Here is a 23,806-nt window from a genome sequence, read left to right as displayed (position 1 = left end):
CCTTATCCGATGTTCGACAGTTTCAACAGCAGGCGCAGGTCGTTGAGCAGGTCCTTGCCCTTGACCCGGGCGTCGTAGCGCAGCACCAGGTTGCCGTGGGGGTCGACGATCCACAGCTGGGCATCGCCGCGGCCTTGGGCGGCGGCGTCTTTGTTGAAGGTCGACAGGTCCAGGGAATAACGTTGCAGTTGCGGGTATTCGGCCTTGAGCTTGGCGTCATACGCAGTGTTCACCGGCTGCGCGCTGGCCAGGGCGTGGCTGGCACGAGAGGCATCGCGACCCAGGCCGATTTGCAGCTGGCGAGCCAGGTAAACCAGTTGCTGGCAGTCGGCGGCGCAGGCAGTGGGCGCGGTCACCAGCAGTTGCCAGCGATCTTCATCGGCCTGCACGCCGATGTCGGCGCGAGTCTGCCCATTGCCGATCATCTCGCCGTGGTAGCTGCGGTTGTCCGGTACCCAGAACTGCAACTTGTACATGAAGGTGGCGAGCACCATCGGGCCGATCACCATCAGCAGGATCAGAATCAGTTGCCAGCGGCCCTTGCGCCGGTTGGGCGCTGCTGGCGCGTCAGACATGTTGAGTGGATTCATGGCCGCTCCCATGGCGCTTCTCCTTTGTGTTGTGCCATCCGAGGTAGAGGTAAAGACCGAACAGCGCCAGCGCCATGGCGAACCATTGCACGGCGTAGCCCAGGTGTTTTTCCGGGCCCATGGCGACCACAGGCCAATTGGTTTCAAAGGTTGCCGGTCCCGCTTCGGCCCTGACTTCATAGGCGAATCCGCTGCGACCCAACTCTGTCCAAAGCGCTTCGGGATGCAGGGCAGTCAGCAATCGCGGCCACTGTGCGCCCGCTGGATCGGCATGCAGCTGGAAGGTCTCGCCCGGGGCCACATAGATCCAGGCGTCGAGATTCAGCGGTTGTTCGGGGGTATTGAAAACGGGCGGTGTGCGCCGGTCCGGCCAAGGCAGCCAGCCTCGATTGAGCAACAGCCACTGCCCGCTGGCCTGATCGTGGAACGGTTGCAGCACCTCCACACCGACCTTGCCGTCACGAAAGCGGTTATCCAGCAGCACGCTGTGCTCCGCATCAAATTGCCCGCGCAAATGCACGCGGCGGAAGGCAGGATCTTCGGTGGCCTGTAATTGCGTACTGCTCATGGGCTCGGCAGCGCGGCGCTCGGCGTAGATTTCCAGCAGCGCCTGTTTTTCCTGGCCGCGAGACAGCTGCCAGAAGCCGAGAAACACCATCAGCGGCAGTAGCACAAGCACCACCAGCGTCGGCGCAATACCGGGGCGAAAGGGTTTCATGGCATTGCCGCAGAGGTCGGTGCTGCGCTGGCTATACTGAATCTCATTGCTCGCCCCCTCCAAAAAAAGCCCCGGAGCCCACCATGCTCAAAGCAGCCATTGCCCTGATGCTGATTGCTACCGTCGTGAGCCTGTTCAGTGGCTTGTTCTTCCTGGTCAAGGACGAGGGCAACTCCAATCGCCTCGTCACTGCCTTGACCGTGCGTGTGGTGCTGGCCGTGATCACCCTGGGTTTGATCACCTGGGGTTTCTTCAGCGGCCAGCTGGTGTCTCATGCGCCTTGGTGAACGACCTCAAAGCACGTAAACGAAGAAAAACAACCCGATCCACACCACGTCCACAAAGTGCCAATACCAACTGGCCGCCTCGAAACCGAACTGGTGTTCGTCATTGAAATGCCCCTTCAGGATGCGCATCAGCATCACAAACAAAATGATGGTGCCGATGGTCACGTGGGCGCCGTGAAAACCCGTGAGCATGAAGAAGGTCGCGCCGTACACGCCGGAACCGAGGGTCAGGCCCAACTCCTTATAAGCGTGGATGTATTCCTCGGCCTGGAACCCGAGGAACGCCCAACCCAGCAACACGGTGATCGCCAGCCAGATCTTCAGCGCGCCGCGATGGCCTTTGCGCAAGGCGTGGTGGGCGATGGTGATGGTCACGCTGGAACTGACCAGCAAGATCGTGTTGATCAGCGGCAAGCCCCAGGGGCTGATGGTGCCCTTGGGCGCAGGGAACAGTTTCGGGTCAGGATTGTTCAGCAGCGGCCAGGCGAATTCGAAGTTCGGCCACAACATGTGGGCAACGCCTTTTGAGCCTTCGCCCGCCAGCCAAGGCGCCGACATGTGCCGCACATAAAACAGTGCACCGAAGAACGCGATGAAGAACATCACTTCGGAGAAGATGAACCAGGTCATGCCCCAGCGAAAGGAGCGGTCCATCTGTGAACTGTACAAACCGGCGCGGCTTTCCTTGATCACCGCGCCGAACCAGCCAAACATCATGTAGGCCAGCAGCAAGCCGCCGACGAAAAAGATCAGCGGTCCGTGGGATTCCGGGCGTGCGGCCTTCAAATCGTTAAACCAGGTAGCCAGCCCGAACACCGTAATCAGCATGCCCAGCGTGGCAATTATTGGCCATTTGCTTTGCGCTGGTACGTAGTACGTATCATGAGTCGACATGTATTCGTTCTCCTAATCGAGCCCGCAAGCAACGCCTAGCCGCCGGTATGGACAGCCACGGGCGGTTGGCGCGCGGTGATATCGAACAGCGTGTACGCCAGGGTCAAATGCTTCACATCCTTCGGCATGTCGCGGTCGACAATGAAGCGCACCGGCATTTCTATGCGCTGACCTGGCTGTAGCACTTGCTGGGTGAAGCAAAAACACTCGGTCTTGTGGAAGTACATCGCCGCCTCGGCGGGCGAAATGCTTGGCACCGCCTGGGCGGTCATCGGCTTGTCGGTGGGGTTGTAGGCCACGAACAGCATCTCGGTAACCGCTCCGGGATTGACCACCACCTCATCGGCCTTGGAGTGGAACTCCCAGACCATGTCGATGGCATTGGTGGACAGGAACTGCACCCGCACCTGGCGCGTCGGGTCCACCACCTGCTCGCCTTCGTACTGTCCGGCAGTCTTGCCATTGATGCCGAACGCCCTGCACATCACGTCGTAGATCGGCACCAGGGCAAAGCCGAAGGCGAACATCGCCACCACCAGGATCAGCAGCCGCGTGACCAGGCGCTTGATAGGCACGGACTCAAGCATGGCAGCCACCTACGAATGAATGTTCTGTGAATGGCTTTTCTGTGGGAGCTGGCTTGCCTGCGATGCTGGCAACTCGGTCTTTCAGGTACACCGAAGTGATGCCATCGCAGGCAAGCCAGCTCCCACAGGATAGGGAGGTGATCATTTGACCTCCGGCGGCGTGGTGAAGGTGTGGTAAGGCGCGGGCGAAGGGATGCTCCACTCCAGCCCTTCGGCGCCATCCCACGGCTTGGCCGGTGCAGGCTTACCGCCACGAATGCACTTGATGACGATGAACAGGAAGAAGATCTGCGTCGCACCAAAGGTGAAGGCACCAATGGAGGAGACCATGTTGAAATCGGCGAACTGCAGGTTGTAGTCCGGCACCCGACGCGGCATGCCGGCAAGTCCTACAAAGTGCATCGGGAAGAACGCCATGTTCATCCCCACGAACGACAGCCAGAAATGCAGCTTGCCCAGGGTTTCGTCATACATGTGGCCGGTCCATTTCGGCAGCCAGTAGTAGGCCGAGGCGAAGATCCCGAAGATCGCGCCAGGCACCAGTACGTAATGGAAGTGCGCCACCACAAAGTAGGTGTCGTGGTACTGGAAGTCCGCCGGAGCGATGGCCAGCATCAGCCCGGAAAAGCCGCCGATGGTGAACAAAATCACGAAGGCCACCGCGAACAGCATCGGCGTCTCGAAAGTCAGCGAGCCTTGCCACATGGTGCTGACCCAGTTGAACACCTTCACCCCCGTAGGTACCGCGATCAGCAGCGTGGCGTACATGAAGAACAACTCGCCCACCAGCGGGATGCCCACCACAAACATGTGGTGCGCCCACACGATGAACGACAGGAACGCGATGCTCGCCGTGGCGTACACCATCGAGGTGTAGCCGAACAGCGGCTTGCGCGAGAAGGTCGGGATGATCGAGCTGACGGCACCGAAGGCCGGCAGGATCATGATGTACACCTCAGGGTGCCCGAAGAACCAGAACACATGCTGGAACAACACCGGGTCACCACCACCGGCGGCACTGAAGAAGCTGGTGCCGAAGTGGATGTCCATCAGCATCATGGTCACGCAACCTGCCAGCACCGGCATCACCGCGATCAGCAGGAACGCGGTGATCAGCCAGGTCCAGACGAACAGCGGCATTTTCATCAGGGTCATGCCAGGGGCACGCAGGTTGAGGATGGTGGCGATGACGTTGATCGCGCCCATGATCGAGCTGATACCCATCAGGTGGATGGCGAAGATGAAGAAGGTCACGCTTTCCGGCGCGTAGGTGGTGGAGAGCGGGGCGTAGAAGGTCCAGCCGAAGTTCGGCCCGCCACCGGGCATGAACAGCGTCGACACCAGCATCAGGAACGCCGCCGGCAACAGCCAGAAACTGAAGTTGTTCATACGCGGCAGGGCCATGTCGGGCGCGCCGATCATCAACGGGATCATCCAGTTGGCCAGGCCGACAAACGCCGGCATCACCGCACCAAACACCATCACCAGGCCGTGCATGGTGGTCATCTGGTTGAAGAACGCCGGCTCCACGATCTGCAAGCCCGGCTGGAACAGCTCGGCGCGGATCACCATGGCGAACGAGCCGCCAAGCAGGAACATGGCAAAGCTGAACCACAGGTACATGGTCCCGATGTCTTTGTGGTTGGTGGTCAGCACCCAACGCATCAGGCCCTTGGCGGGGCCGTGAGCGTGCTCACCGGCATGACCATGGTCGTCGATCACAGCGCTCATGGCCTTTCTCCTGCGAACGAGTGGGCGGGACGGTTCAGGGAATACGCAATGAAGGAAGTCATTTGCTTTGCGCCTGTTTCAGAGCCAGCACGTCTTTAGGAGTGACCATGTCGCCTTTGTTGTTGCCCCAGGCGTTACGTTCGTAGGTCACGACCGCCGCGATATCGACTTCCGACAGTTGCTTGCCGAACGCCGCCATGGCGGTGCCGGGTTTGCCGAAGTACACGCGGTGCAGGTGGTCTTCCTTGGGCCCGACGGCAATCGGCGAGCCTTTGAGCGCCGGGAACATTGGCGGCAGGCCCTGGCCCTCAGCCTGGTGACAGGCCACGCAAGTGGTGTGGTAAACCTTGTCGCCACGGGCCACCAGCTCATCCAGGGTCCATTCCTTGGAGGTCAACTCCTTGAGCTTGGCGGCTTCTGCCTTACGCTCGCCGAGCCAGGTGTCGTAGTCCGCCTTGGACTTGACCTCCACGACGATCGGCATGAAACCATGGTCTTTGCCGCACAGCTCGGCGCACTGGCCACGATAGATGCCTGGCTTCTCGACCCGGGTCCACGCCTCGTTGACGAAGCCTGGGATCGCATCACGCTTGACCGCAAACGCGGGCACCCACCAGGAGTGGATCACGTCGGCGGCGGTCACCAGGAAGCGCACCTTGGCGCCCACCGGCAGCACCAGCGGCTGGTCGACTTCCAACAGGTAATGTTCGCCTTTGACGGCCTGGTTATGGATCTGCTCGGCGGGCGTAGCCAGGTTGCTGAAGAACTCGACGTCCTGGCCCAGGTATTTGTAATGCCACTTCCACTGGTAGCCGGTGACCTGGATATCGATATCCGATTCCGTACTGTCGTAGATGTTGATCAGCGTCTTGGTGGCCGGAATGGCCATCGCCACCAGGATCAGCAAGGGCACCACGGTCCATAGAATCTCCACCGTCGTACTCTCGTGAAACTTGGCCGCCACTTGGCCCGTTGAGCGCCGGTGAACAATCATCGACCAAAACATCGCGCCAAACACAACGATGCCAATCGCCACACAAATCCAGAAAATGGTCATGTGCAGGTCAAACACGGCGTGACTGACTTCAGTGGCCCCTGGTGCCATATTCGTTGTCCAGGCGGCTTGCGCCTGGCTGAATACTGACCACAACAGTAGGCCCATCCAAACATGTGGATGTCGCGTCATTGCGGGTTCCCCTTATCGTTCTTGTTATCCCGCCGGTTTGCACCTGCGACCAAGGGAGCGGCTTCCATACTGCTTACAACCGCCAAGCCTTGCCTGCTAATGCAGTCGGGCGTCATCAGCTAATTGCGTACAAAACCGAGTATAGACAGCGACCGCCACCCCGCAATGTGATCGGGCAAATGAACGAAAATGAGGAAACAGACCACACAACAAGACCGATGGAGCCCGTTATCCGACGAACGATGGCGATTTGATATAACGACAGCGCATAACCATGAAATAATTATGACAAATGTGTCTTAGGCGCTCGTATAAACGAGCTACCTTATCCTCTCCCTATTTCCTACGCCTGCATCACTGGAGCTTTCATGAACACCGCCGCTTTGCGCGAGCAGATTTCCCGTGCCCATCAACACGAATCCAGCACTGGCCAGCTTGCTCAGCAGCTGGAAGTCCAGTTACCGCACCTGCACCCGGCGATTGCCCTGCCGGACGTTGACGCCAAGGGCGTGATGACGCGCTTTGTCAGCGCCTACATTGACCAGGTCCCGGATTTGCTGGATGCGGCCAATGATGTTGCCCGTGAAGCCGGTATTGAAAGCCAGATCAAACCGGTGCTGAAAATCGCCGAGCATTTCTTCCTGCAGCCGCCAGCGATCCTGGCCGGGCATGAAGGCCTGGACGGTTTGCTGGACGAGGCCTACCTGGCTCATCGCCTGGTGGAAGAGGTCAACGATCTGTATATCAAGCACTTCGGCCAGCCGTTGATTCCGCTGGATACCACGGTGGCGAACGTGATTGCTCACCAATTGATCGGCGAGACCTTTGCCAATCAGCTGGATGAAGCGGTGCACCACGCGGTGGATGAGATGCTCAACGAAGAAAGCTTTGCGCTGGAGTCGGTCGAAGCGTACCGCGACAAGCTCAAGAGCCCGGACACGGAAGCGGCGTGGAAGCGCTGGCCGTGCCTGTCACGGCAGTTGGGGGTTGGGTTGGAGCTGGATCAGCCGGCCTGATTTTTATCGCTGACGCAGATTCACTGTAGGAGCGAGCTTGCTCGCGAAGGACGTCAACGATAACGCGGGCATTCTGAATGCACGCGGCGTGCTGAAGTTTTTCGCGAGCAAGCTCGCTCCTACAGAAGGTCACAACGCAGCCGAGCCTATTCCGGTCGTCGTTCTTACCCGCCCTTCCAACCTGCGCTTCAACCCCCGCGCCTCAATCATCAGCTTCGAGCCCTTGGCCGCGTTGGCCCGACCCCATTCTTCCAGCAATTCTAGGCAGGAGTGGTCGATGTAACTCAGGTTATTGAGTGGCACATGCAAGGTGGTCCCGGCGGGTACCGTCGACAACACCTGGGTCAATGCCGGTACCTTGAGAAAGGTCCCAGCCCCCGTCAATCGCAACTCCATCTCGCCGTCCTGCGGCAGGTCGACCAGGCTGATTTTCAGGCGTGAAGCCTTGAACGCCAGCTTGACCAGGGTCAGCCCGAAGCCCACCAACACACCTGTCAACAAGTCGGTAAAGATGATCGCCAGGGCCGTCGCTGCGTAGGTAAACATCGGCATCCGCCCGTAACGCGCCAGGCCACGAAACGCCTTCATGTCCACCAGCTTGATCCCGGTGTACACCAGTACACCCGCCAGGCTCGCCACCGGAATGCTTTGCAGCACACTGGACAGCAACAGCACGAACGCCAGCAGCCACAACCCGTGGAACATCGCCGACAAGCGCGTGGTTGCGCCGGCCTGGACGTTGGCCGAGCTGCGCACGATCACGCCAGTCATCGGCAGGGCGCCGACAAGGCCACACAGCATGTTGCCCACGCCTTGTGCCGACAATTCCTTGTCGAAATCGGAACGCTGGCCACTGTGCATACGATCAACGGCTGCTGCCGAAAGCAGCGTTTCAGCGCTGGCGATAAAGGCGACCGCGAACGCGGCGATCAACAGGTTGGGATCCGCCAGGTTCAACAGGTCGCTGGGCCGCAGCCAGTCGATGGCGTCCGCCAGGTTTTCCGGCACTTCCACACGCTTGACCTGCAACGCCAGCGCCAGGCTGGTGACCGTCGCCAATCCCACGCCGAGCAAGGCGCCGGGGACGAAACGCAGCTTTTGCGGACGGAACTTGTCCCACAGCCACATAACCAGAATCGTCGACAGCCCTAGCAGGCCCGCCTGCCAACCAAGCCCGCCGCCCAGTGTAGGAATCGCCTGAATCAAAGCGGCGGGAAAGCCGGCGAGGTTATCCAGCCCGGAGGGTTTTGGCACACCGTCGAGCATCACATGGACCTGCGACAGGACAATCAGCACCCCGATCCCCGCCAGCATCCCGTAGACCACCGCAGGCGCCGTCACGCGAAACCAGCAGCCCAGGCGCAAGCGCCCGGCCACCAACTGCAGGAAGCCCGCCAGCAACAGGATCGGCCCGAGCATGGCCATGCCATGCTGGCGCACCAGTTCGAACACCAGCACCGCCAAGCCCGCGGCCGGGCCACTGACTTGCAGCGGCGACCCCGCCAGCCAACCGACCACCAGGCCGCCGATGATCCCGGTGATCAAGCCCTTGGCCGGAGGCATTCCGGACGCGATTGCGATCCCCATGCACAGCGGCAGGGCGACCAGAAACACAACCACGGAGGCCAGCAGCTCCCGTGGCAGCACAGCTTTTAATTGAGCAGCACGCATGATGACTCTCCCGAGGCATTTGCCGGGCGTAGCAACGCCTGGCTGCTCGAATGGCAGCCATCGCGTTACCCGACAGGGGATTGTTTTAGAAGCGCGCTTTAGGCGTCGCGGACGGGATCGGCTGAGTACCGTTCAACGGCAGGAACGCCGCCTGATCCGCATCGTAGGCCCTGATCTCGCTGGTCTCGATGTCGTAGACCCAGCCATGGATAAACAGATGCCCATTGGCCATGCGCGAGGCCACCGACGGGTGAGTGCGCAGGTGCTGCAACTGGGCGATCACGTTTTCTTCGGTCAACACGTGCATGCTTTCGTGTTCGTTGGCGCAGTCACAGTTGTCCTGGACCATGGTCTTGGCGACCTCGGCGTGGCGCAGCCAAGCCTTTACCGTGGGCATTTTTTCCAGGCTTTGAGGGTTGAGCACTGCGCGCATGGCGCCGCAGTCGGAGTGGCCACAAATGATGATGTGCTGCACGCCAAGAGCCAGTACCGCGTACTCGATGGCCGTGGAAACACCGCCGTTCATCTGCCCATAAGGCGGCACGACGTTGCCGACGTTACGGGTCACAAACAAATCCCCGGGGGAGCTCTGGGTGATCAGTTCGGGAACGATGCGCGAATCTGCGCAGGTAATGAACATCGCTCGTGGGCTCTGGGCCGTGGCGAGTTTTTTGAAAAGTTCTTCCTGCTGCGGAAAGATCTCGTTATGGAAATGCAAAAAGCCTTCAACGATGTGCTGCAGCGCTGCATCGGCGGACTCCGCCTCGTGAGGGGCTGAAGCCGACGCAGCCAACGGCTGTTTATCCTTGTCACTCATGATTCATCCTCTTGGTTGGAGCAGGGGCGTTTTCCAGTGTGGTTGGCGCCCAAACCGAAGCGCCGACTCATTAGTCACTCGATGAACAAGGTACCCGCCGAAACTTAACTCAAACTGAATGAACCGCTCTAGATCGGGGCTTTCAGTGATGTCAAAACGCGACTATTCCTACAAGGCCGTGCGCTTTACCCAGCAGTTTACAATAATGCCATCTGCCTGCCAGGCGGACAAAACGCGGTGCAATCCAGATTAAATCCTTCCCGGCGATTGAGCCCCAATCGTTTGATCGCCTTGGCGAAACGTTGCGCCAACAGATCGGCAAACGGCCCTTCGCCACGCATGCGTACCCCGAAGCGACTGTCATAGACCTCACCACCGCGCACCTGCCGCACCAGGCTCATCACATGGGCCGCGCGCTGCGGGTAGTGGGCCGCCAGCCATTCTTCAAATAGCGGCGCAACCTCCAGGGGCAGGCGCAGCATCATGTACGCCGCACTTTGTGCGCCAGCGGCATGCGCCTCGGTCAGCAAACTTTCCAGCTCGCTGTCGTTGATCATCGGAATCATCGGTGAACACAACACGCCGACCGGGATTCCCGCCTCACGCATCACCCGAATCGCCCTCAGCCGCGCCTTGGGCGCAGCCGTACGCGGTTCCAGGATGCGCTTGAGCTCGTCGTCCAGGCTGGTGAGGCTGATCATCACCGCCACCAGCCGCTGCTGCGCCAGCTCGGTCAGCAGGTCGAGGTCCCGCAGGATCAGCGAGCCCTTGGTGATGATCGTCACCGGGTGACGATAGCGCAGCAGCACTTCGAGGGTTTGGCGGGTGATCTTGTACTCGCGTTCGATAGGCTGGTACGGGTCGGTGTTGGAGCCCAGGTTGATCGGCGCGCAGGTGTAGCCCGGCTTCGACAGTTGCTGCTCCAGCACGTCGGCGGCGTTGGTCTTGGCGATCAGCTTGGTTTCGAAATCCAGCCCCGGTGACAGGTCCCAATAGGCGTGACTGGGCCGCGCGTAGCAGTAGATACAGCCATGTTCGCAGCCGCGATACGGATTGATTGCCCGATCAAACGGGATATCCGGCGAGCTGTTGCGGGTGATGATGGTTTTCGCGGTTTCGATACGGACTTCGGTGCCCTGGGTCTGTGGCACTTCCTGATACCAGCCGTCGTCTTCCGCCACGCTGACGGTGGGCGCGAAACGGTTGTGCAGGTTGGTGGCCGTGCCGCGCCCGCGAGGCGGCAGAGGAGTGGACATGAAAGCGCCTCTATACTGTTTTTTTATACAGTATAGAGGCGCAGGGTTTATGACCAGTGCCGTTGGGCGGTCAACCTCCAATCAATGCTTGGAGGTCACTTGGCCAAGGTCATCGCCGGAGGTGGTCTGCATATCATTTTTGCGCAGGTTCGCCACGTCACTGGCTTTCACCGGCTCGCCTTTGTTACCCCAACTGCCCCGAATGAAACTGACGACATCCGCCACTTCCTGATCCGACAAACGCCAGGCAAACGCCGGCATGGTGAAGGTCGAAGGCGCGGTGTGGGTCGCCGGCAACGTACCGCCGTTCAACACAATATTGATCAACGACGTGGCATCCGCCGTCTGCAACACCGGATTGCCCGCCAGCGCCGGGAATACCCGGGTGTAGCCATGGCCGTCAGTGCGGTGGCACGCCGCGCAGTTGTCGATATACACCGATGCCCCGGGCTTGCTGGCATCGCCTTTCCACAGCGCGTCGGCGACCTGCTTGTCGTACTGGTGCGGCTGATCCTTGGGATCCACCGCCGGCAGGCTCTTGAGATAGCGGGCGATAGCCGTCAGGTCATCTTGCGACATGTACTGCATGCTGTGGACCACAACGTCGCTCATGCCGCCAAACACCGCGCTGCGATCACTGCGACCGGTCTTGAGGAATTGCACCAGTTGGTCTTCGCTCCAGCTACCCAGGCCGTCCTTGTGGTCGCCCCGCAGGCTTTTGGCAATCCAGCCTTCCAGCGGTGCGCTGCCGGACAAGAAAGTGCTGCCGTCCGACGCACTCAGGGATTTTTCCTGCATGGTCAGCGCCCGTGGCGTGTGGCAGGCGCCGCAGTGGCCAAGGCCTTCTACCAGATACGCGCCACGGCTGATCACGGGGTCTGCGCCCGCCTGAGCCTGATAGTCCTCAACCTTGGGCGCGAACATCCAGCGCCACCCAGTCAACGGCCAGCGCATGCTCAACGGCCAGGGAATGTCGCTGTCCTTGTTCACCTGCGCCACCGGCTCCACGCCCTTCATGAAGTACGCGTACAGCGCCTGCATATCGCTTTCGCTGACGCGCGCGTAAGACGGGTAGGGCATCGCCGGGTAAAGCGTACTACCGTTCTTGGCGACGCCATGGCGCACGGCCTGGTCGAAGTCTTCGAAGCTGTAGTCGCCCAGGCCGGTTTTATCCGGGGTGATGTTGGTGGAGTAAAGGGTGCCGATCGGGGTTTCCATCGGCAGGCCGCCGGCGAACGGCTTGCCGCCCTTGGCGGTGTGGCAGGCCACGCAGTCACCGGCTCGCGCCAGGTATTCGCCCTGTTTGACCAGGTCGGTTTCCGCCGCACTGACCGAGCAGCTGCTGATCAAGGCGAAGGAGGCAATCACAAATGCTTTCATGGTCATCGCTCCTTATGCCTGAACCAGTGGGCCGGGGTTTTTCAGGTACTGCTCGCGAATCGCCCGCGCCGACCAGTAGGTCAACGCCGCCACCAGGCCCGTAGGGTTGTAGCCCAAGCCTTGTGGGAACGCGGAAGCACCCGGGACAAACACGTTGTGTACGTCCCAGCACTGCAAGTAGCGGTTCAAGGCACTGGTTTTCGGGTCGGTGCCCATGATTGCGCCACCGTTGAGGTGGGTGGTCTGGTAGGCCGCGGTGTTGAAGTGCTCGCCCACTTTTTTGCCCAGCAAGGCGATCGCCTTGGGGTTCATCGCTTCGGCAACCTTGCTCATTTTGTCGACCATGAAGCGGTTCATCTTGATGTCGTTTTCCTGCCAGTCGAAGGTCATGCGCAGCAGCGGCATGCCGTAGGCATCGCGGTAAACCGGGTCCAGGTCGAGGTAGTTGCCACGGTAGGATTGATGGGCGCCGTGGGCATCCATCGACACCTGGTGGGTGTAGTAATCAGCCGTGGCGCGCTTCCACGCGCTGCCCCAGGCCGGCGTGCCCGGCGGGTTGGAAGTGCCGGCAATCGGCCGGCTGCCCGCCTGGTTGACCCACATAGGCGAGCCGCCCACAAAGCCGTGAGGCCCGTGGTCGAAGTTGTCGGCGTTGAAGTCATCGATCGCCACGCCATTGCCGCCAGCGCCGATGAAGTTGTTGGTGTGCACGTCCTTGTCGAAGAACGCCTTGATGGTGGCCATGTTCTGGTAGGCGAAGTTCCTGCCCACCACACCCTCGCCGGAGATCGGGTCGTAGGGTTTGCCAATGCCCGACAGCAACATCAGGCGCACGTTGTTGAACTGGAAGGAACCGAGGATCACCAGATCCGCCGGCTGCTCACATTCCCGACCTTGGGCGTCGACATACGTCACACCGGTGGCCTTGCGCTTGGTGCTGTCGAGGTTGACCTTCAGCACGTGGGAATTGGGCCGCAGTTCGAACTTGGGCTCCAGGCGCAATGCCGGCAGGATGTTCACGTTCGGCGAAGCCTTGGAATACATGTAGCAGACATAACCGCTGCAGAAGCCGCAAAAGTTGCACGGCCCCATCTGCGCACCGTAAGGGTTGGTGTACGGCCCGGAAGTATTCGCGGAAGGCAGGTTGTAGGGTTTGTACCCTACGGCCGTGGCGGCCTTCTGGAACAGCTGTGCGGAGACGGTGTTCTTCTGCGATTCCAACGGAAAATGATTGGAGCGATCCGGCGCATAAGGGTTGCCGCCCTTGCCTTCACCTACCAACTGGCCCTTCACCGTCCAGGCTTGCCCGGAGGTGCCGAAGACTTTCTCGGCATAGTCGAAAAATGGCTCCAGCTCTTCATAGCTGACGCCGAAATCCTGGATGGTCATGTCCTTGGGAATGAAGTTTTTCCCGTAACGCTCTTCGTAATGGCTGCGCATGCGCAACTCGATCGGGTCCACCCGAAAGTGCACGCCGGACCAGTGCAGGCCGGCACCGCCGACGCCGTTGCCGGGCAGGAAGGCGCCCAGTTGTCGGTTGGGCATCGCCACGTCATTCACGCTATGGCGAATGGTCACGGTTTCCTTGGAGATGTCCTGAAAGAGTTTCTTGCGCACGCTGTAGGTCAGTTCGTCGATGACCTGGGGATAGTTGCCGTCCGGGTAAGTGTCCTGCATCGGGCCGCGCTCCAGCGCTACCACGTTGAGGCCCGCTTCCGTCAGCTCCTTGGCCATGATCGCGCCAGTCCAGCCGAAGCCGACGATCACTGCATCCACTTTCTTCATGATGGTCGCCACGTTTATGCCCTCTCGCCACGGATCGATACAGCCGGGAAGGGGTATTGCTCGTTGCGTTCAACCCAATCCATGAAATCGGCGCGGGCGCCGGGGAAGCCGATCATGGTCCAGCCAACCATGCCTTTGTTACCACCGTGGACCGGGTCGCAGAAGAACCCTTCCTTGGTGTTTTGCAGCAACAGATTGAAGAAAATCTTCGGCGGTACGCTGTCGAACTGCGCGTCACCGGCTTCCAGTCGTTGCAACAATTTTTCCTGGGTAGCGCTGTCTTGCTCAGCAAATAGCTTACCGTTCATCGCTTTCGACCAGGCATCCGTGGCAGCAATGCCCAGGCGATAGATCTCCTTGGGCACCAACTTGCTCTGCCAGCCCATTTCAGGCGGCGCATCGGCATTGAAAGGGCCTTGCATGAACCAGAGGGCGCCAGCCGCGTATGGGGTGTTCATCTGACGGTCGATGTATTCCGGCGCGCCGGCTTCCAGGGCGCCTGGGCCTTGGTCGTCCGCCGGGATCAAGCGGGCTACGGCCGCGTTGATAAACGCCCATTCCTCGGCAGTGAAATAGCTCGGCTCATAGGCCTTGCTGCTGACAGGCGCCTTTTCCGGGCTGGCTTGAGCGGGCTCGGGAACAGCCATCAGCATCGAACCGCCCAGGCCCGTGCTGGCGACAGTGACCACGGGGATCAAGGTCAAGGATTTGCGCAAAAACTCACGCCGGGGGTTGTCTTGATCTTGATCAGACATGGTGGCACCTCATCATGTGGTCACGGGTTTATCAGCCGCTTCAAGGAACGACTTATAGTTTTGGCAGCAAATGGGATCCAAAGGACCCAAAAGATAGAACACAGTAGTAATCAATAGTTACAAATGATAGCAGGCTAAGGATCGATGAAAATCGATTCAACGGGAAAAAACACACAGGTAGCCGGCTTATTCACGATTCTTTGACGAGCACCTCACACGGCATTGACCCCCTGTAAGCGAATCTGGGCCCTATCAGCCCTCTCCCTATTCGGTTACATCGCGCATGTTCAAGAATCAATTGCTGCCTGCTCTCAGCTTCGTGTTCATGGCGCTGTTCACAACTGCCCCTGCCCAAGCCGAAGAACTTACGCCCATGCGTTCATTGGAATGGGCCCAGCCGGTGGGCGATCAATACAACCTGTACCAGATGACGCCCACGCTCTATCGCAGCGCGCTGCCGGATAGCGGTGCTGTTCCTGTACTGGAAAAACTCAAGATCGCAACGGTGATCAACTTTCTGCCAGAGTCCGATGCCAGCTGGCTGAAATCACCCGGAATCAACCAGGTGCAATTGTCTTATCGCACCAACCATGTCGACGACGCCGATGTGCTCGCGGCGCTGCGTGCCATTCAAGACGCCGAAGCCAACGGCCCGGTGCTGATGCACTGCAAACACGGCTCCGACCGCACAGGCCTGATGGCGGCGATGTATCGGGTGGTGATTCAGGGATGGAGCAAGGAAGACGCGCTGAACGAAATGACCTTGGGCGGGTTTGGCGCCAGCAGTGGCTTCAAGGACGGCGTTCGCTACATGATGAAGGCCGATGTCGACAAGTTACGCACGGCACTGGCCAGCGGTGAATGCAGCACCAGCACTTTTGCACTGTGCTCGATGAAAAGCTGGCTGAATACCGCGGACAACGCCAAAGACCCGGCTCAGGAAAAAACAGCATTAGTGATCTCTCCCTGAGCCACCAGCTCAGGGAGCGCTCGCAGGTCAGTCTTTTTTCAGCTTCGGATTGGGGAAGAACTGCACCGCCTGCACCTTGGGATCCGGTGCTTTCAACGCCGATGTATTGACCCGTGTACCCAATTCCTTGGGCACTGACAGACCTTGCTCATTAAGCGTGTCGGAATAGCCGCAGGCCACACACTCGCGATGCGGCACATCGTCTTCACTCCACATCATCAACTTGTCCGGCTCGCTGCACGCCGGGCAGACGGCCCCGGCGATAAAGCGTTTTTTGGTTTTCACAGGCGCTTCACTCATGCTGCCGCGTCCTCACTCAGGCCGCTGTGGCGCAAGAGTGCGTCAATCGACGGCGCACGTCCGCGGAAGTCGACGAACAGCACCATCGGTGCCTGGGAGCCGCCACGGGCCAGGATCGCCTCGCGGAACGCGCGGCCAGTCTCGGCATTGAGCACGCCGTCTTCTTCGAACTTGGAGAAGGCATCCGCCGACAGCACTTCGGCCCACTTGTAGCTGTAGTAACCCGCCGCGTAACCGCCGGCGAAGATATGCGCAAAGCTGTTGGGGAAGCGGTTGTAGGCCGGCGGACGCATCACCGACACCTCATCACGCACGCCTTCCAGCACCTGCAGCACACTGCGGCCATCGCCGTGGGTGGCGTGCAGCTCGAAGTCAAACAGCGAGAACTCCAACTGGCGAACCATCATCAGGCCAGACTGGAAGTTCTTCGCCGCGAGCATTTTTTCCAGCAGGTCCTGAGGCAGCGGCTCACCGGTTTCGTAGTGACCGGAAATCAGCGCCAGGCCTTCCGGCTCCCAGCACCAGTTCTCCATGAACTGGCTCGGCAACTCCACCGCATCCCAGGCCACGCCGTTGATGCCGGACACGCCAGCGTGGTCGACACGGGTCAACAGGTGGTGCAGGCCGTGGCCGAATTCGTGGAACAGTGTGGTCACTTCATCGTGAGTCAGCAGGGCTGGCTTGCCGCTGTCAGCCGGGGTGAAGTTGCACACCAGGTTGGCCACCGGGCTTTGCAGCACGCCATCAACGGTGCGGCGACGGTCACGGGCGCCGTCCATCCAGGCACCGCCACGCTTGTTGGCGCGGGCGTACAGATCGAAGAAGAAGCGGCCGACGTGCTGGCCGTTTTCCTTGATTTCGAACAGGCGCACGTCCGGGTGCCAGGTGTCGAAGCCTTTCTGCTCGGCGATTTCGATGCCGTACAGGCGCTGCACAATCGCGAACAGACCGCTGAGCACTTTGTCGATCGGGAAGTAAGCACGCAGGGCTTCCTGGGCCACGCTGTAGCGTTGTTCACGCAGCTTTTCGCCGTAGAAACCGCTGTCCCAGCTTTGCAGGTCCGGGCAGCCTTGTTCGGCGGCATAGGCCTTGAGCTGTTGCAGGTCCTGGGTGGCGAACGGCTTGCTGCGCTTGGCCAGGTCCCGCAGGAAGCTCAGCACCTGGTCGCTGGACTCGGCCATTTTGGTGGCCAGGCTCAATTCGGAGAACGAGGCGAAGCCCAGCAGTTGCGCCAGCTCCTGACGCAGGTCGAGGATCTGTTCCATGACCGGGCCGTTATCGTTCTGACCGGCATTCGGGCCTTGGTCCGACGCACGGGTGCAGTAGGCCGCATAGATTTCTTCACGCAGCGCGCGGTCGTGAGCGTAGGTCATCACCGCGTAGTAGCTCGGGAATTCCAGGGTGATCAGCCAACCGTCGAGGCCCTTGGCTTGGGCTGCGGCCGCCATTTGCGCCTTGGCCGAATCGGTCAGGCCGGTGAGGGTCGCTTCGTCGGTGACGTGCTTGGTCCAGGCCTGGGTGGCGTCGAGCAATTGGTTGGAGAACTTGCTGCCCAACTCGGAAAGCTTGCTCTGCACTTCGGCATAACGCTTTTGCTGCTCAGGCGGCAAATCGATACCTGACAGGCGGAAGTCCCGCAGGGAGTGTTCCAGAATGGTTTTTTGCGCCACGTCGAAGCCGGCGGCTTCCGGGCTGTTGGCCAGGGCTTCGAACGCCTGGAACAGTTCACGGTTCTGGCCCATCTCGGTGGAGTAGGCGCTCAGTGCCGGCAAGCAAGCCTCGTAGGCTTCGCGCAGTTCGGCGCTGTTGCACACGGCGTTCAAGTGGCTGACCGGGCTCCAGGCGGCGCCCAGGCGGTCGTTGAGTTCGTCCATGGCCAGGATCAGGCCGGCCCAGGTCGGATTTTTACCCTGGCTTTGCAGGATGCCTTCGATGGCGACGCGGTTGTCGGCGAGGATCTGTTCGATGGCCGGCTGTACGTGCTCGGCACGGATCGCCGAGAACGGCGGCAGGTCGTAGGACTGCAGAAGAGGGTTGTTCGCGCTCACGGTTGGCACCTTGGCTGAAGAAACATGTAAGAACAAAGATGGGGCCATCTTAATTACAATCAACGCCCACCGCAGCTATCAGCAGAAGAGAGAGAGCCTATCGTGACCCTTCGCACCTACCAGAATCACACGCCGGCCTTGCTTGCCGGGGCTTTCGTCGATGCATCGGCGGTGGTGATCGGCGACGTCGAAATCGGCGCCGACAGCTCGGTATGGCCGCTGACGGTGATTCGCGGCGACATGCACCGTATCCGCATCGGTGCGCGCACCAGCGTGCAGGACGGCTGCGTGCTGCACATTACCCACGCCGGGCCCTTCAATCCTGATGGTTTCCCGCTGTTGATCGGCGACGACGTGACCATTGCCCACAAGGTCATGCTGCATGGCTGCACGGTGGGTAACCGGATTCTGATCGGCATGGGCAGCATTGTGATGGACGGCGCCGTGGTGGAGGACGACGTGATCATCGGCGCCGGCAGCCTGGTGCCGCCGGGCAAGAAACTCGAGAGCGGTTTCTTGTATGTCGGCAGCCCGGTTAAACAGATCCGCCCGCTGACTGACAAGGAACGGGCGTTTTTCACCTACAGCGCTGCGAACTACGTAAAGCTCAAAGACCTGCACCTGGCCGAAGGCTTCGACCAATGACAAGGACACCCATGCATTACCAAACCGTTCTGTTCGACCTCGATGGCACCCTCACCGATCCGCGCGAAGGGATCACCCGCTCGATCCAGTACGCCCTCGCCAAACTGGGGATCGATGAGCCGGACCTGACCAAGCTTGAGCACTTCATCGGCCCGCCGCTGCTGCAAGCGTTCATGCAGTTTTATGACTTCGACGAAGCCAAGGCCTGGGAAGCAGTGAATTTCTACCGCGAGCGCTTCAAGGTTACCGGCCTGTACGAAAACCGCGTATTCGACGGCGTGATGCCGCTGCTGAAAGCGTTGAATGGCCAGGGCCGCCAGCTGTATGTGGCCACGTCCAAGCCTTGGGTGTTCGCCCGTGAAATCGCCCGGCATTTCGATTTCGCCAAACACTTCAAGGTGATCTACGGCAGCGAGCTGGACGGCACCCGCACCAACAAGGTCGAGCTGATCGCCCACCTGATGGCAGAGGAAGGCCTGGACCCGGCCAGCACCCTGATGATTGGCGACCGCAAGCACGACCTGATCGGGGCCCGCAGCAACGGGCTGGATTGCGCGGCAGTGGGTTACGGGTTTGGCAGCCATGAGGAGCTGAGTGCCGAAGCGCCGACCTGGCATTTCGAAACATTGGCGCAGATGCATCAGGCGTTTTTGCAGCGGCCATAAGATCGCTATCGCGGGCAAGCCCGGCTCCCACAGGGAAACGCGACCCACTGTGGGAGCCGAACTTGCCCGCGATGAGGCCCTATGTGCCAACCAAAGGCTCGGGTTCCTCCAAACGCCTCAGTACCGCTTTACGCTCAACTACGGGCAACCCGCCCAGCTTCTCCACCGCCGCAAAGAACTTCGGCCAATCCCCGCCTTCCTGCCGGAACAACGCGGCAAACGCCGGCACCCACTGGTCATACAGGCCAAACGGCAACAACCTGGCGTTGTTCATCGGCAAGTTCATCCAGGCGTCATAACGCTTGTCGCCACCCCACTGGCTATCGCGCATTTGCCGGTAGTCACGGCGCAGGCGTTCGAATTCAGCCGCCTTGGCCAGGCGCATGGCATCTGCCGCCAGTGGCTGGGTATACAGCTGCTCCAGACGCTTGCGGGTGTCGAGCACCAACCGGGTGAACTGGTCGCGCTGTTTCAACGCCGACTCGCTGGCAGGCGGCAAGCCCCGGGCCGCGCGCCATTGCCGGGTGCCTTCTTGCTCGACGAAGGTGGCGTACGACTCGTTGAACTCAGTGTCGTCCTTCACATAAAACCGCTGGTGCGCCAGCTCATGAAAAATCAGCGTGGCCAGGCGCTCGTCGCCCCAGCTCATCATCGAACTCATGATCGGATCATTGAACCAGCCGAGGGTGGAATAGGCCTCCACGCCACCAATCGACACGTCCATGCCTTGCTGTTTCAACAACGCCGCCTGGCCACGCGCGGCGCCCTGGTTGTAATAACCGCGATAGGCCACGCACCCGGCAATCGGGAAGCAGTGAGTCTGTGGCGACAGGGAAAATTCAGGCGTGGCGAAGACGTTCCAGACCACATAAGGGCGGCCAATATCCGTATACAAGCGGTAACTCTGGTTATCCGGCAGGTGCAGGTGTTCGCTGGCGAAGGTGCGGGCTTTCTGGGATTGCACCAAATGCTCGCGCAGCACCTGTGGACGAGACGGATCGGCGATGACCACGGAGACCGGCTCCCGGGCCCGCAGCAGTTGCAATTGCCCGTCTGCCAGTTGGCTGTAGTAACTGACGCTGGAACAGCCACTGAGCAACAGCAGCATCAACCCGGGAAGTAAACGCCTGACCATTAAAACCTCTCGCAGGTAACTATCCCGCCAGACTATCTCGCCTGTGGGGAATTTTTCCATGGCGTGGCGTGTTTATACTCAGGGAGCGTGCTGCCGAGCGCAGCCGCTCAAACGAACATTCCTACAGTTGAGTGCTTAACATGCGTCAGCTACTGCTTCCCGTCGCCGCGATCTTTCTCAGTGCCTGCGCGTCGACGCCGCTACCCGCGGTTGATCCGCAGCAAGCCTGGGTCGACTTCGCCACCCCGACACCCGGCGCCAAGCTGGTGATGGCGCAACGCCTGGACGGGAAAAACCTGAACGACGGGCGCTACTTCCAGGTGCCACCTGGCAGCCACGAATTGATGGTGCGATTTGATTTCGAGGTGCCCACTGGCGGCAGTTTCAGCGGATTTGGCCAAACTACCGACCGAACCTGCTTCATGACCCTGCAATACGACCGTTTCGAGGCAGGCCAGCGCTATCGCCTGGAAGGGCGCTCACTGGGCTACAACCCGAATATCCGGCTGTACAACAAAGCGGGTCAATTGCTGGCCGAAGAACGTAGCGTCAACTGCATCTGATCAGTCGTTGTTCTTCTGGTAGACGATGGCCTTGGTGCCATTCTCACAGCTGCCGACAACCATGGCGCTGTCGTGCTTGTCTGCTTCTTCCTTGGTGACGATTTCGAGGGTGTAGGACGGAACGGCATTCGCCTGGATTTTGACCTCAATCTCTTTCCTGAGCTCTTCACAATCTTTCGGCGCCGCCAGGGCCGACGTGGCCAGTGCACCGCAGATAACCGCCAAGGCAATACGTTTCATGTGTGAAGCTCCCTGAATGCACGCGCACGGGTGTGCGCTGAGTCTGCAATCGGCTATTCGACCATACCTGAACGTGTAGGAGCGAGCGTGCTCGCGAAAAACCTCAACGATAACGCGTGCCGCCTGGAAGGGCGCGGCGCCTTTGAAGTCTTCGCGAGCACGCTCGCTCCTACAAGGGTCGATCAATTAACGAGGGTGCCATCCAGGGTAATGGTTGCGTTCAGTACCTTGGATACCGGGCATCCTTCCTTGGCTTTCTTGCTCAACTCATCGAACTGGGCCTGGCTGGCGCCCGGGATCTTTGCCTTGAGGATCAGGTGCACGGCTGTAATCGCAAAGCCACCGTCCACTTGGTCCAGGGTCACTTCGGCCTGGGTGTCGATGCTATCTGCCTTGAGCCCGGCGTCGCCGAGAATCATGGAAAAGGCCATGGAGAAACAACCGGCATGGGCGGCGCCGATCAGTTCTTCAGGGTTGGTGCCCTTGCCGCCTTCAAAACGGGCCTTGAAACCGTAGGGCGCTTCGCGCAGCACGCCGGTTTCCGTGGAAATGGAACCCAGGCCAGTCTTCAGGTCGCCTTCCCAATGCGCGGATGCTTTTTTAACGATACTCATAGCGGTCTCCTCGAACGGTGGTTTTGCCTCAGTAAGGGTTCTGAGGATAGACGCCCCGGCAAAGTTCATCTTGTCGGAGAAACCTAGCGATTAAGTAGGAAATTTCACCTTCGCTATTGAATCTCGGGTATATGCCCTCATTGCATAGAACATGCACATGAAGCGGCAGGTTTTGGTTCGTCTAAGAAGCCTGCGCCCCCATTGGAGAAGCAGGCTTATGAAATCGCTGTCCGACGTAAAGTTCTCGACCCTCGACCTCGTGCCAGTGCGTGCCAACGGCAGCCCGGCGCAGTCGCTGCGCAATTCCCTGGACCTGGCCCAGCATGTAGAAAAATTCGGCTACAACCGTTTCTGGGTGGCCGAACACCACAATATGGACGGCATCGCCAGCTCGGCGACCTCGGTATTGCTGGGCTATCTGGCAGGCGGCACTTCGACGATTCGTGTCGGTTCCGGTGGCGTGATGCTGCCCAACCACGCGCCGTTGGTGATCGCCGAGCAGTTCGGCACCCTGGAAAGCCTGTACCCGGGCCGCATCGACCTGGGCTTGGGCCGCGCACCTGGCTCCGACCAGATGACCGCCCGCGCCCTGCGCCGTGAACGCTCCGGCAGCGCCGATGATTTCCCGGAAGACGTAGCGGAATTGATGGCCTACCTCGGCCCACGCACTCCGGACCAACGAGTGATCGCCGTACCCGGCACCGGCACCAACGTCCCTGTGTGGCTATTGGGTTCGAGCCTGTTCAGTGCGCAGCTGGCAGGCGAGCGCGGTTTGCCTTACGCCTTTGCCTCACATTTCGCACCGCGCCTGATGCATGAAGCGATTCGCGTCTATCGCAACCACTTCAAGCCTTCGGCCGTGTTGGACAAGCCCTACGTGATGCTCGGCATCCCGTTGGTGGCCGCCGATACGGATGAACAGGCTGATTACCTGGCCACCTCGGTGTACCAGCGAATCCTCGCTTTGATGCGTGGGCAAAGCCTGGTGCAGCGCCCGCCGGTCAAGACCATGGACGGCCTGTGGCTGCCCCATGAGAAAGACGCTGTAGGCAGTTTCCTTGGCCTGGCCATGGTGGGCAGCCCGCAGAAGATCCGCGCCAAGCTGGAAGTGCTGGTGGAGCAGACCGGCGCTGATGAGCTGATCTTCACCTGTGACCTGTACGAGCATGCCGACCGGATTCATTCCTACGAGCTGCTTTCGCAGATCATGAAGGGCTGAATCTAGGAGTAAGGCGGGACGCAGAGCATCCCAGGCTACATTCCCACGCGGAGCGAGGGAACGATCAAAAAAACCGACGCACTTGCGTCGGTTTTTTACGTCTGCAACACGGGATCACCCGCGCTTGTAGGCGATTTCCTTGGTACCGGCTTCACAGCTGCCGACAACCGTGTGGTCACTAGGTGCAGCACCTTTGTCCACGATTTCCAGGGAGTAGCCCGAAGCGCCTTTCGCGTCGATTTTCGCCGCGATCTCGCTTTTCAGCTCTTCACAAGGCTTGCCCGCCGCCAGGGCTGTGCCCGCAATGCTCAACAAACCTACCGCCAACAAAAAGTTCTTCATCCGTCACTTCCTTGGGTTGATCGAAAGGAAGCACGTCGCCGCTCGTCACGTCGACGTGCCTAAAGGTTGTAGCGGAGTTTATGGCAATCGGCCAGCGCGCAAGTTCAACAAGCTGTATCAACTACTGGCAATACGGAACCCCACCTTGAGGGTGACCTGGAAATGCGCGGCCTTGCCGTCCTTGATATGACCGCGGGTTTCGGTCACTTCAAACCACTCCAAGTGCTTGATGCTCTTGCTGGCTTCGGCCAAGGCATTGTTGATGGCTTCCTCGATGCTGGTGGTGGAAGAGCCCACCAGTTCGACTTTCTTGTAGGTGTGATGATCACTCATAAGGTTTTCTCCTGGGGTCGTTAATGAAGCCTAGCAGTGAATTCTCGTACTGCTTCTGG

At 60.0% G+C, this 23,806-nt stretch carries 26 protein-coding genes; 7 read left to right on the top strand and 19 right to left on the bottom strand.

Features of this window, described 5'->3' with window-relative positions; genetic code table 11:
* Nucleotides 1–2 precede the first annotated feature (2 nt).
* Nucleotides 3–602, bottom strand: coding sequence for a hypothetical protein (locus AU074_RS02325; protein ID WP_076013363.1), 600 nt, complete (start codon nt 600–602; stop codon nt 3–5).
* Complete coding sequence (locus AU074_RS02320) at nt 568–1,308, bottom strand: SURF1 family protein (protein ID WP_076013362.1); 741 nt, start codon at nt 1,306–1,308, stop codon at nt 568–570. Before AU074_RS02320 ends, AU074_RS02325 begins: the two co-directional genes overlap by 35 nt.
* Nucleotides 1,309–1,391: 83 nt before the next feature.
* Between AU074_RS02320 and AU074_RS02315 the strand changes: the two genes are divergently transcribed.
* Nucleotides 1,392–1,595 (top strand): twin transmembrane helix small protein, encoded by a 204-nt coding sequence (locus AU074_RS02315; protein ID WP_010168612.1) that lies wholly within the window; start codon nt 1,392–1,394, stop codon nt 1,593–1,595.
* 6 nt (nt 1,596–1,601) lie between these two features.
* Here AU074_RS02315 and AU074_RS02310 read toward each other — a convergent pair whose 3' ends face one another.
* The 4 genes from AU074_RS02310 to coxB form a co-directional block, all read right to left on the bottom strand.
* A complete protein-coding gene (locus tag AU074_RS02310; protein WP_076013312.1) occupies nt 1,602–2,489 on the bottom strand; it encodes a cytochrome c oxidase subunit 3 in 888 nt (295 codons plus the stop codon).
* 35 nt (nt 2,490–2,524) lie between these two features.
* Nucleotides 2,525–3,076: a cytochrome c oxidase assembly protein gene (locus AU074_RS02305; protein WP_076013311.1), complete on the bottom strand. Its 552-nt coding sequence runs from the start codon at nt 3,074–3,076 to the stop codon at nt 2,525–2,527.
* A 141-nt stretch (nt 3,077–3,217) separates the two neighbouring features.
* A complete protein-coding gene (gene ctaD / locus AU074_RS02300; protein ID WP_076013310.1) occupies nt 3,218–4,807 on the bottom strand; it encodes a cytochrome c oxidase subunit I in 1,590 nt (529 codons plus the stop codon).
* A 58-nt stretch (nt 4,808–4,865) separates the two neighbouring features.
* Nucleotides 4,866–5,993, bottom strand: a complete 1,128-nt coding sequence (gene coxB, locus AU074_RS02295) for a cytochrome c oxidase subunit II (RefSeq protein WP_076013309.1) — start codon at nt 5,991–5,993, stop codon at nt 4,866–4,868.
* Between the two features lie 368 nt (nt 5,994–6,361).
* Here coxB and AU074_RS02290 point away from each other — a divergent pair, with 368 nt between their 5' ends.
* A complete protein-coding gene (locus AU074_RS02290; protein ID WP_076013308.1) occupies nt 6,362–7,009 on the top strand; it encodes a hypothetical protein in 648 nt (215 codons plus the stop codon).
* Between the two features lie 129 nt (nt 7,010–7,138).
* Here AU074_RS02290 and AU074_RS02285 read toward each other — a convergent pair whose 3' ends face one another.
* The 6 genes from AU074_RS02285 to AU074_RS02260 all read right to left on the bottom strand — a co-directional run bounded on the left by AU074_RS02285 (nt 7,139) and on the right by AU074_RS02260 (nt 14,673).
* Nucleotides 7,139–8,680 carry a SulP family inorganic anion transporter gene (locus AU074_RS02285; RefSeq protein ID WP_076013307.1) on the bottom strand — a complete coding sequence of 514 codons (1,542 nt, stop codon included), beginning with the start codon at nt 8,678–8,680 and terminating at the stop codon, nt 7,139–7,141.
* An 85-nt stretch (nt 8,681–8,765) separates the two neighbouring features.
* A complete protein-coding gene (locus AU074_RS02280; protein ID WP_076013306.1) occupies nt 8,766–9,497 on the bottom strand; it encodes a carbonic anhydrase in 732 nt (243 codons plus the stop codon).
* Nucleotides 9,498–9,694: 197 nt separating this feature from the next.
* Nucleotides 9,695–10,753, bottom strand: a complete 1,059-nt coding sequence (locus AU074_RS02275) for a PA0069 family radical SAM protein (protein ID WP_063033715.1) — start codon at nt 10,751–10,753, stop codon at nt 9,695–9,697.
* Nucleotides 10,754–10,834: 81 nt separating this feature from the next.
* The gene (locus tag AU074_RS02270; protein WP_076013305.1) at nt 10,835–12,133 is read right to left on the bottom strand and encodes a cytochrome c; all 1,299 of its coding nucleotides are present in this window, start codon (nt 12,131–12,133) and stop codon (nt 10,835–10,837) included.
* A gap of 12 nt (nt 12,134–12,145) precedes the next feature.
* Nucleotides 12,146–13,930 (bottom strand): GMC family oxidoreductase, encoded by a 1,785-nt coding sequence (locus AU074_RS02265; RefSeq protein ID WP_076013304.1) that lies wholly within the window; start codon nt 13,928–13,930, stop codon nt 12,146–12,148.
* A gap of 2 nt (nt 13,931–13,932) precedes the next feature.
* Nucleotides 13,933–14,673 carry a gluconate 2-dehydrogenase subunit 3 family protein gene (locus tag AU074_RS02260; RefSeq protein WP_003214869.1) on the bottom strand — a complete coding sequence of 247 codons (741 nt, stop codon included), beginning with the start codon at nt 14,671–14,673 and terminating at the stop codon, nt 13,933–13,935.
* Between the two features lie 283 nt (nt 14,674–14,956).
* On the opposite strand from AU074_RS02260, the gene AU074_RS02255 reads away from it, so the two are divergent.
* Nucleotides 14,957–15,643, top strand: a complete 687-nt coding sequence (locus AU074_RS02255) for a tyrosine-protein phosphatase (RefSeq protein ID WP_076013303.1) — start codon at nt 14,957–14,959, stop codon at nt 15,641–15,643.
* Nucleotides 15,644–15,670: 27 nt separating this feature from the next.
* Here AU074_RS02255 and AU074_RS02250 read toward each other — a convergent pair whose 3' ends face one another.
* Together AU074_RS02250 and prlC are read right to left on the bottom strand one after the other, a co-directional pair.
* Complete coding sequence (locus AU074_RS02250; RefSeq protein WP_003214872.1) at nt 15,671–15,943, bottom strand: YheV family putative zinc ribbon protein; 273 nt, start codon at nt 15,941–15,943, stop codon at nt 15,671–15,673.
* Complete coding sequence (gene prlC, locus AU074_RS02245; RefSeq protein WP_173860305.1) at nt 15,940–18,039, bottom strand: oligopeptidase A; 2,100 nt, start codon at nt 18,037–18,039, stop codon at nt 15,940–15,942. Before prlC ends, AU074_RS02250 begins: the two co-directional genes overlap by 4 nt.
* 54 nt (nt 18,040–18,093) lie before the next feature.
* On the opposite strand from prlC, the gene AU074_RS02240 reads away from it, so the two are divergent.
* The gene (locus AU074_RS02240) at nt 18,094–18,636 is read left to right on the top strand and encodes a gamma carbonic anhydrase family protein (RefSeq protein ID WP_076013301.1); all 543 of its coding nucleotides are present in this window, start codon (nt 18,094–18,096) and stop codon (nt 18,634–18,636) included.
* 11 nt (nt 18,637–18,647) lie between these two features.
* Nucleotides 18,648–19,301 carry an HAD family hydrolase gene (locus AU074_RS02235; protein ID WP_076013300.1) on the top strand — a complete coding sequence of 218 codons (654 nt, stop codon included), beginning with the start codon at nt 18,648–18,650 and terminating at the stop codon, nt 19,299–19,301.
* 79 nt (nt 19,302–19,380) lie between these two features.
* Here the strand turns inward: AU074_RS02235 and AU074_RS02230 are convergent, their stop codons facing one another.
* Nucleotides 19,381–20,436: an aminopeptidase gene (locus AU074_RS02230; protein ID WP_076013299.1), complete on the bottom strand. Its 1,056-nt coding sequence runs from the start codon at nt 20,434–20,436 to the stop codon at nt 19,381–19,383.
* A 140-nt stretch (nt 20,437–20,576) separates the two neighbouring features.
* Between AU074_RS02230 and AU074_RS02225 the strand changes: the two genes are divergently transcribed.
* Nucleotides 20,577–20,999 carry a hypothetical protein gene (locus tag AU074_RS02225; RefSeq protein ID WP_076013298.1) on the top strand — a complete coding sequence of 141 codons (423 nt, stop codon included), beginning with the start codon at nt 20,577–20,579 and terminating at the stop codon, nt 20,997–20,999.
* Here AU074_RS02225 and AU074_RS02220 read toward each other — a convergent pair whose 3' ends face one another.
* Entirely contained in the window at nt 21,000–21,239 is a 240-nt protein-coding gene (locus AU074_RS02220; protein WP_076013297.1) for a DUF1161 domain-containing protein, read from the bottom strand.
* A 182-nt stretch (nt 21,240–21,421) separates the two neighbouring features.
* Nucleotides 21,422–21,853, bottom strand: coding sequence for an OsmC family protein (locus AU074_RS02215; RefSeq protein WP_003170750.1), 432 nt, complete (start codon nt 21,851–21,853; stop codon nt 21,422–21,424).
* Between the two features lie 217 nt (nt 21,854–22,070).
* Here AU074_RS02215 and AU074_RS02210 point away from each other — a divergent pair, with 217 nt between their 5' ends.
* Nucleotides 22,071–23,072 (top strand): LLM class flavin-dependent oxidoreductase, encoded by a 1,002-nt coding sequence (locus tag AU074_RS02210; RefSeq protein ID WP_076013296.1) that lies wholly within the window; start codon nt 22,071–22,073, stop codon nt 23,070–23,072.
* Between the two features lie 114 nt (nt 23,073–23,186).
* Here the strand turns inward: AU074_RS02210 and AU074_RS02205 are convergent, their stop codons facing one another.
* Both AU074_RS02205 and AU074_RS02200 read right to left on the bottom strand, forming a co-directional pair.
* Nucleotides 23,187–23,414: a DUF1161 domain-containing protein gene (locus AU074_RS02205; protein WP_003214893.1), complete on the bottom strand. Its 228-nt coding sequence runs from the start codon at nt 23,412–23,414 to the stop codon at nt 23,187–23,189.
* Between the two features lie 117 nt (nt 23,415–23,531).
* Nucleotides 23,532–23,747 (bottom strand): dodecin, encoded by a 216-nt coding sequence (locus AU074_RS02200; RefSeq protein WP_017848986.1) that lies wholly within the window; start codon nt 23,745–23,747, stop codon nt 23,532–23,534.
* Nucleotides 23,748–23,806 lie beyond the last annotated feature (59 nt).

Origin of the sequence: Pseudomonas sp. ATCC PTA-122608 (genome assembly GCF_001952855.1) — a bacterium.
Lineage (GTDB): Bacteria > Pseudomonadota > Gammaproteobacteria > Pseudomonadales > Pseudomonadaceae > Aquipseudomonas.
Note: the sequence above shows the minus strand (reverse complement) of the source record. Positions and strands in the feature narration are given on the sequence as shown.

Coding starts and splice junctions, on each gene's coding strand:
- AU074_RS02260 (WP_003214869.1), bottom strand. CDS start 14,673: ATGTCTGATCAAGATCAAGACAACCCCCGGCGTGAGTTTTTGCGCAAA.
- prlC (WP_173860305.1), bottom strand. CDS start 18,039: ATGGCCCCATCTTTGTTCTTACATGTTTCTTCAGCCAAGGTGCCAACC.
- AU074_RS02270 (WP_076013305.1), bottom strand. CDS start 12,133: ATGAAAGCATTTGTGATTGCCTCCTTCGCCTTGATCAGCAGCTGCTCG.
- AU074_RS02320 (WP_076013362.1), bottom strand. CDS start 1,308: ATGAAACCCTTTCGCCCCGGTATTGCGCCGACGCTGGTGGTGCTTGTG.
- AU074_RS02225 (WP_076013298.1), top strand. CDS start 20,577: ATGCGTCAGCTACTGCTTCCCGTCGCCGCGATCTTTCTCAGTGCCTGC.
- AU074_RS02235 (WP_076013300.1), top strand. CDS start 18,648: ATGCATTACCAAACCGTTCTGTTCGACCTCGATGGCACCCTCACCGAT.
- AU074_RS02315 (WP_010168612.1), top strand. CDS start 1,392: ATGCTCAAAGCAGCCATTGCCCTGATGCTGATTGCTACCGTCGTGAGC.
- AU074_RS02280 (WP_076013306.1), bottom strand. CDS start 9,497: ATGAGTGACAAGGATAAACAGCCGTTGGCTGCGTCGGCTTCAGCCCCT.
- AU074_RS02290 (WP_076013308.1), top strand. CDS start 6,362: ATGAACACCGCCGCTTTGCGCGAGCAGATTTCCCGTGCCCATCAACAC.
- AU074_RS02205 (WP_003214893.1), bottom strand. CDS start 23,414: ATGAAGAACTTTTTGTTGGCGGTAGGTTTGTTGAGCATTGCGGGCACA.
- AU074_RS02325 (WP_076013363.1), bottom strand. CDS start 602: ATGGGAGCGGCCATGAATCCACTCAACATGTCTGACGCGCCAGCAGCG.
- AU074_RS02200 (WP_017848986.1), bottom strand. CDS start 23,747: ATGAGTGATCATCACACCTACAAGAAAGTCGAACTGGTGGGCTCTTCC.
- AU074_RS02250 (WP_003214872.1), bottom strand. CDS start 15,943: ATGAGTGAAGCGCCTGTGAAAACCAAAAAACGCTTTATCGCCGGGGCC.
- AU074_RS02215 (WP_003170750.1), bottom strand. CDS start 21,853: ATGAGTATCGTTAAAAAAGCATCCGCGCATTGGGAAGGCGACCTGAAG.
- AU074_RS02230 (WP_076013299.1), bottom strand. CDS start 20,436: ATGGTCAGGCGTTTACTTCCCGGGTTGATGCTGCTGTTGCTCAGTGGC.
- AU074_RS02310 (WP_076013312.1), bottom strand. CDS start 2,489: ATGTCGACTCATGATACGTACTACGTACCAGCGCAAAGCAAATGGCCA.
- AU074_RS02220 (WP_076013297.1), bottom strand. CDS start 21,239: ATGAAACGTATTGCCTTGGCGGTTATCTGCGGTGCACTGGCCACGTCG.
- coxB (WP_076013309.1), bottom strand. CDS start 5,993: ATGACGCGACATCCACATGTTTGGATGGGCCTACTGTTGTGGTCAGTA.
- ctaD (WP_076013310.1), bottom strand. CDS start 4,807: ATGAGCGCTGTGATCGACGACCATGGTCATGCCGGTGAGCACGCTCAC.
- AU074_RS02305 (WP_076013311.1), bottom strand. CDS start 3,076: ATGCTTGAGTCCGTGCCTATCAAGCGCCTGGTCACGCGGCTGCTGATC.
- AU074_RS02210 (WP_076013296.1), top strand. CDS start 22,071: ATGAAATCGCTGTCCGACGTAAAGTTCTCGACCCTCGACCTCGTGCCA.
- AU074_RS02285 (WP_076013307.1), bottom strand. CDS start 8,680: ATGCGTGCTGCTCAATTAAAAGCTGTGCTGCCACGGGAGCTGCTGGCC.
- AU074_RS02255 (WP_076013303.1), top strand. CDS start 14,957: ATGTTCAAGAATCAATTGCTGCCTGCTCTCAGCTTCGTGTTCATGGCG.
- AU074_RS02275 (WP_063033715.1), bottom strand. CDS start 10,753: ATGTCCACTCCTCTGCCGCCTCGCGGGCGCGGCACGGCCACCAACCTG.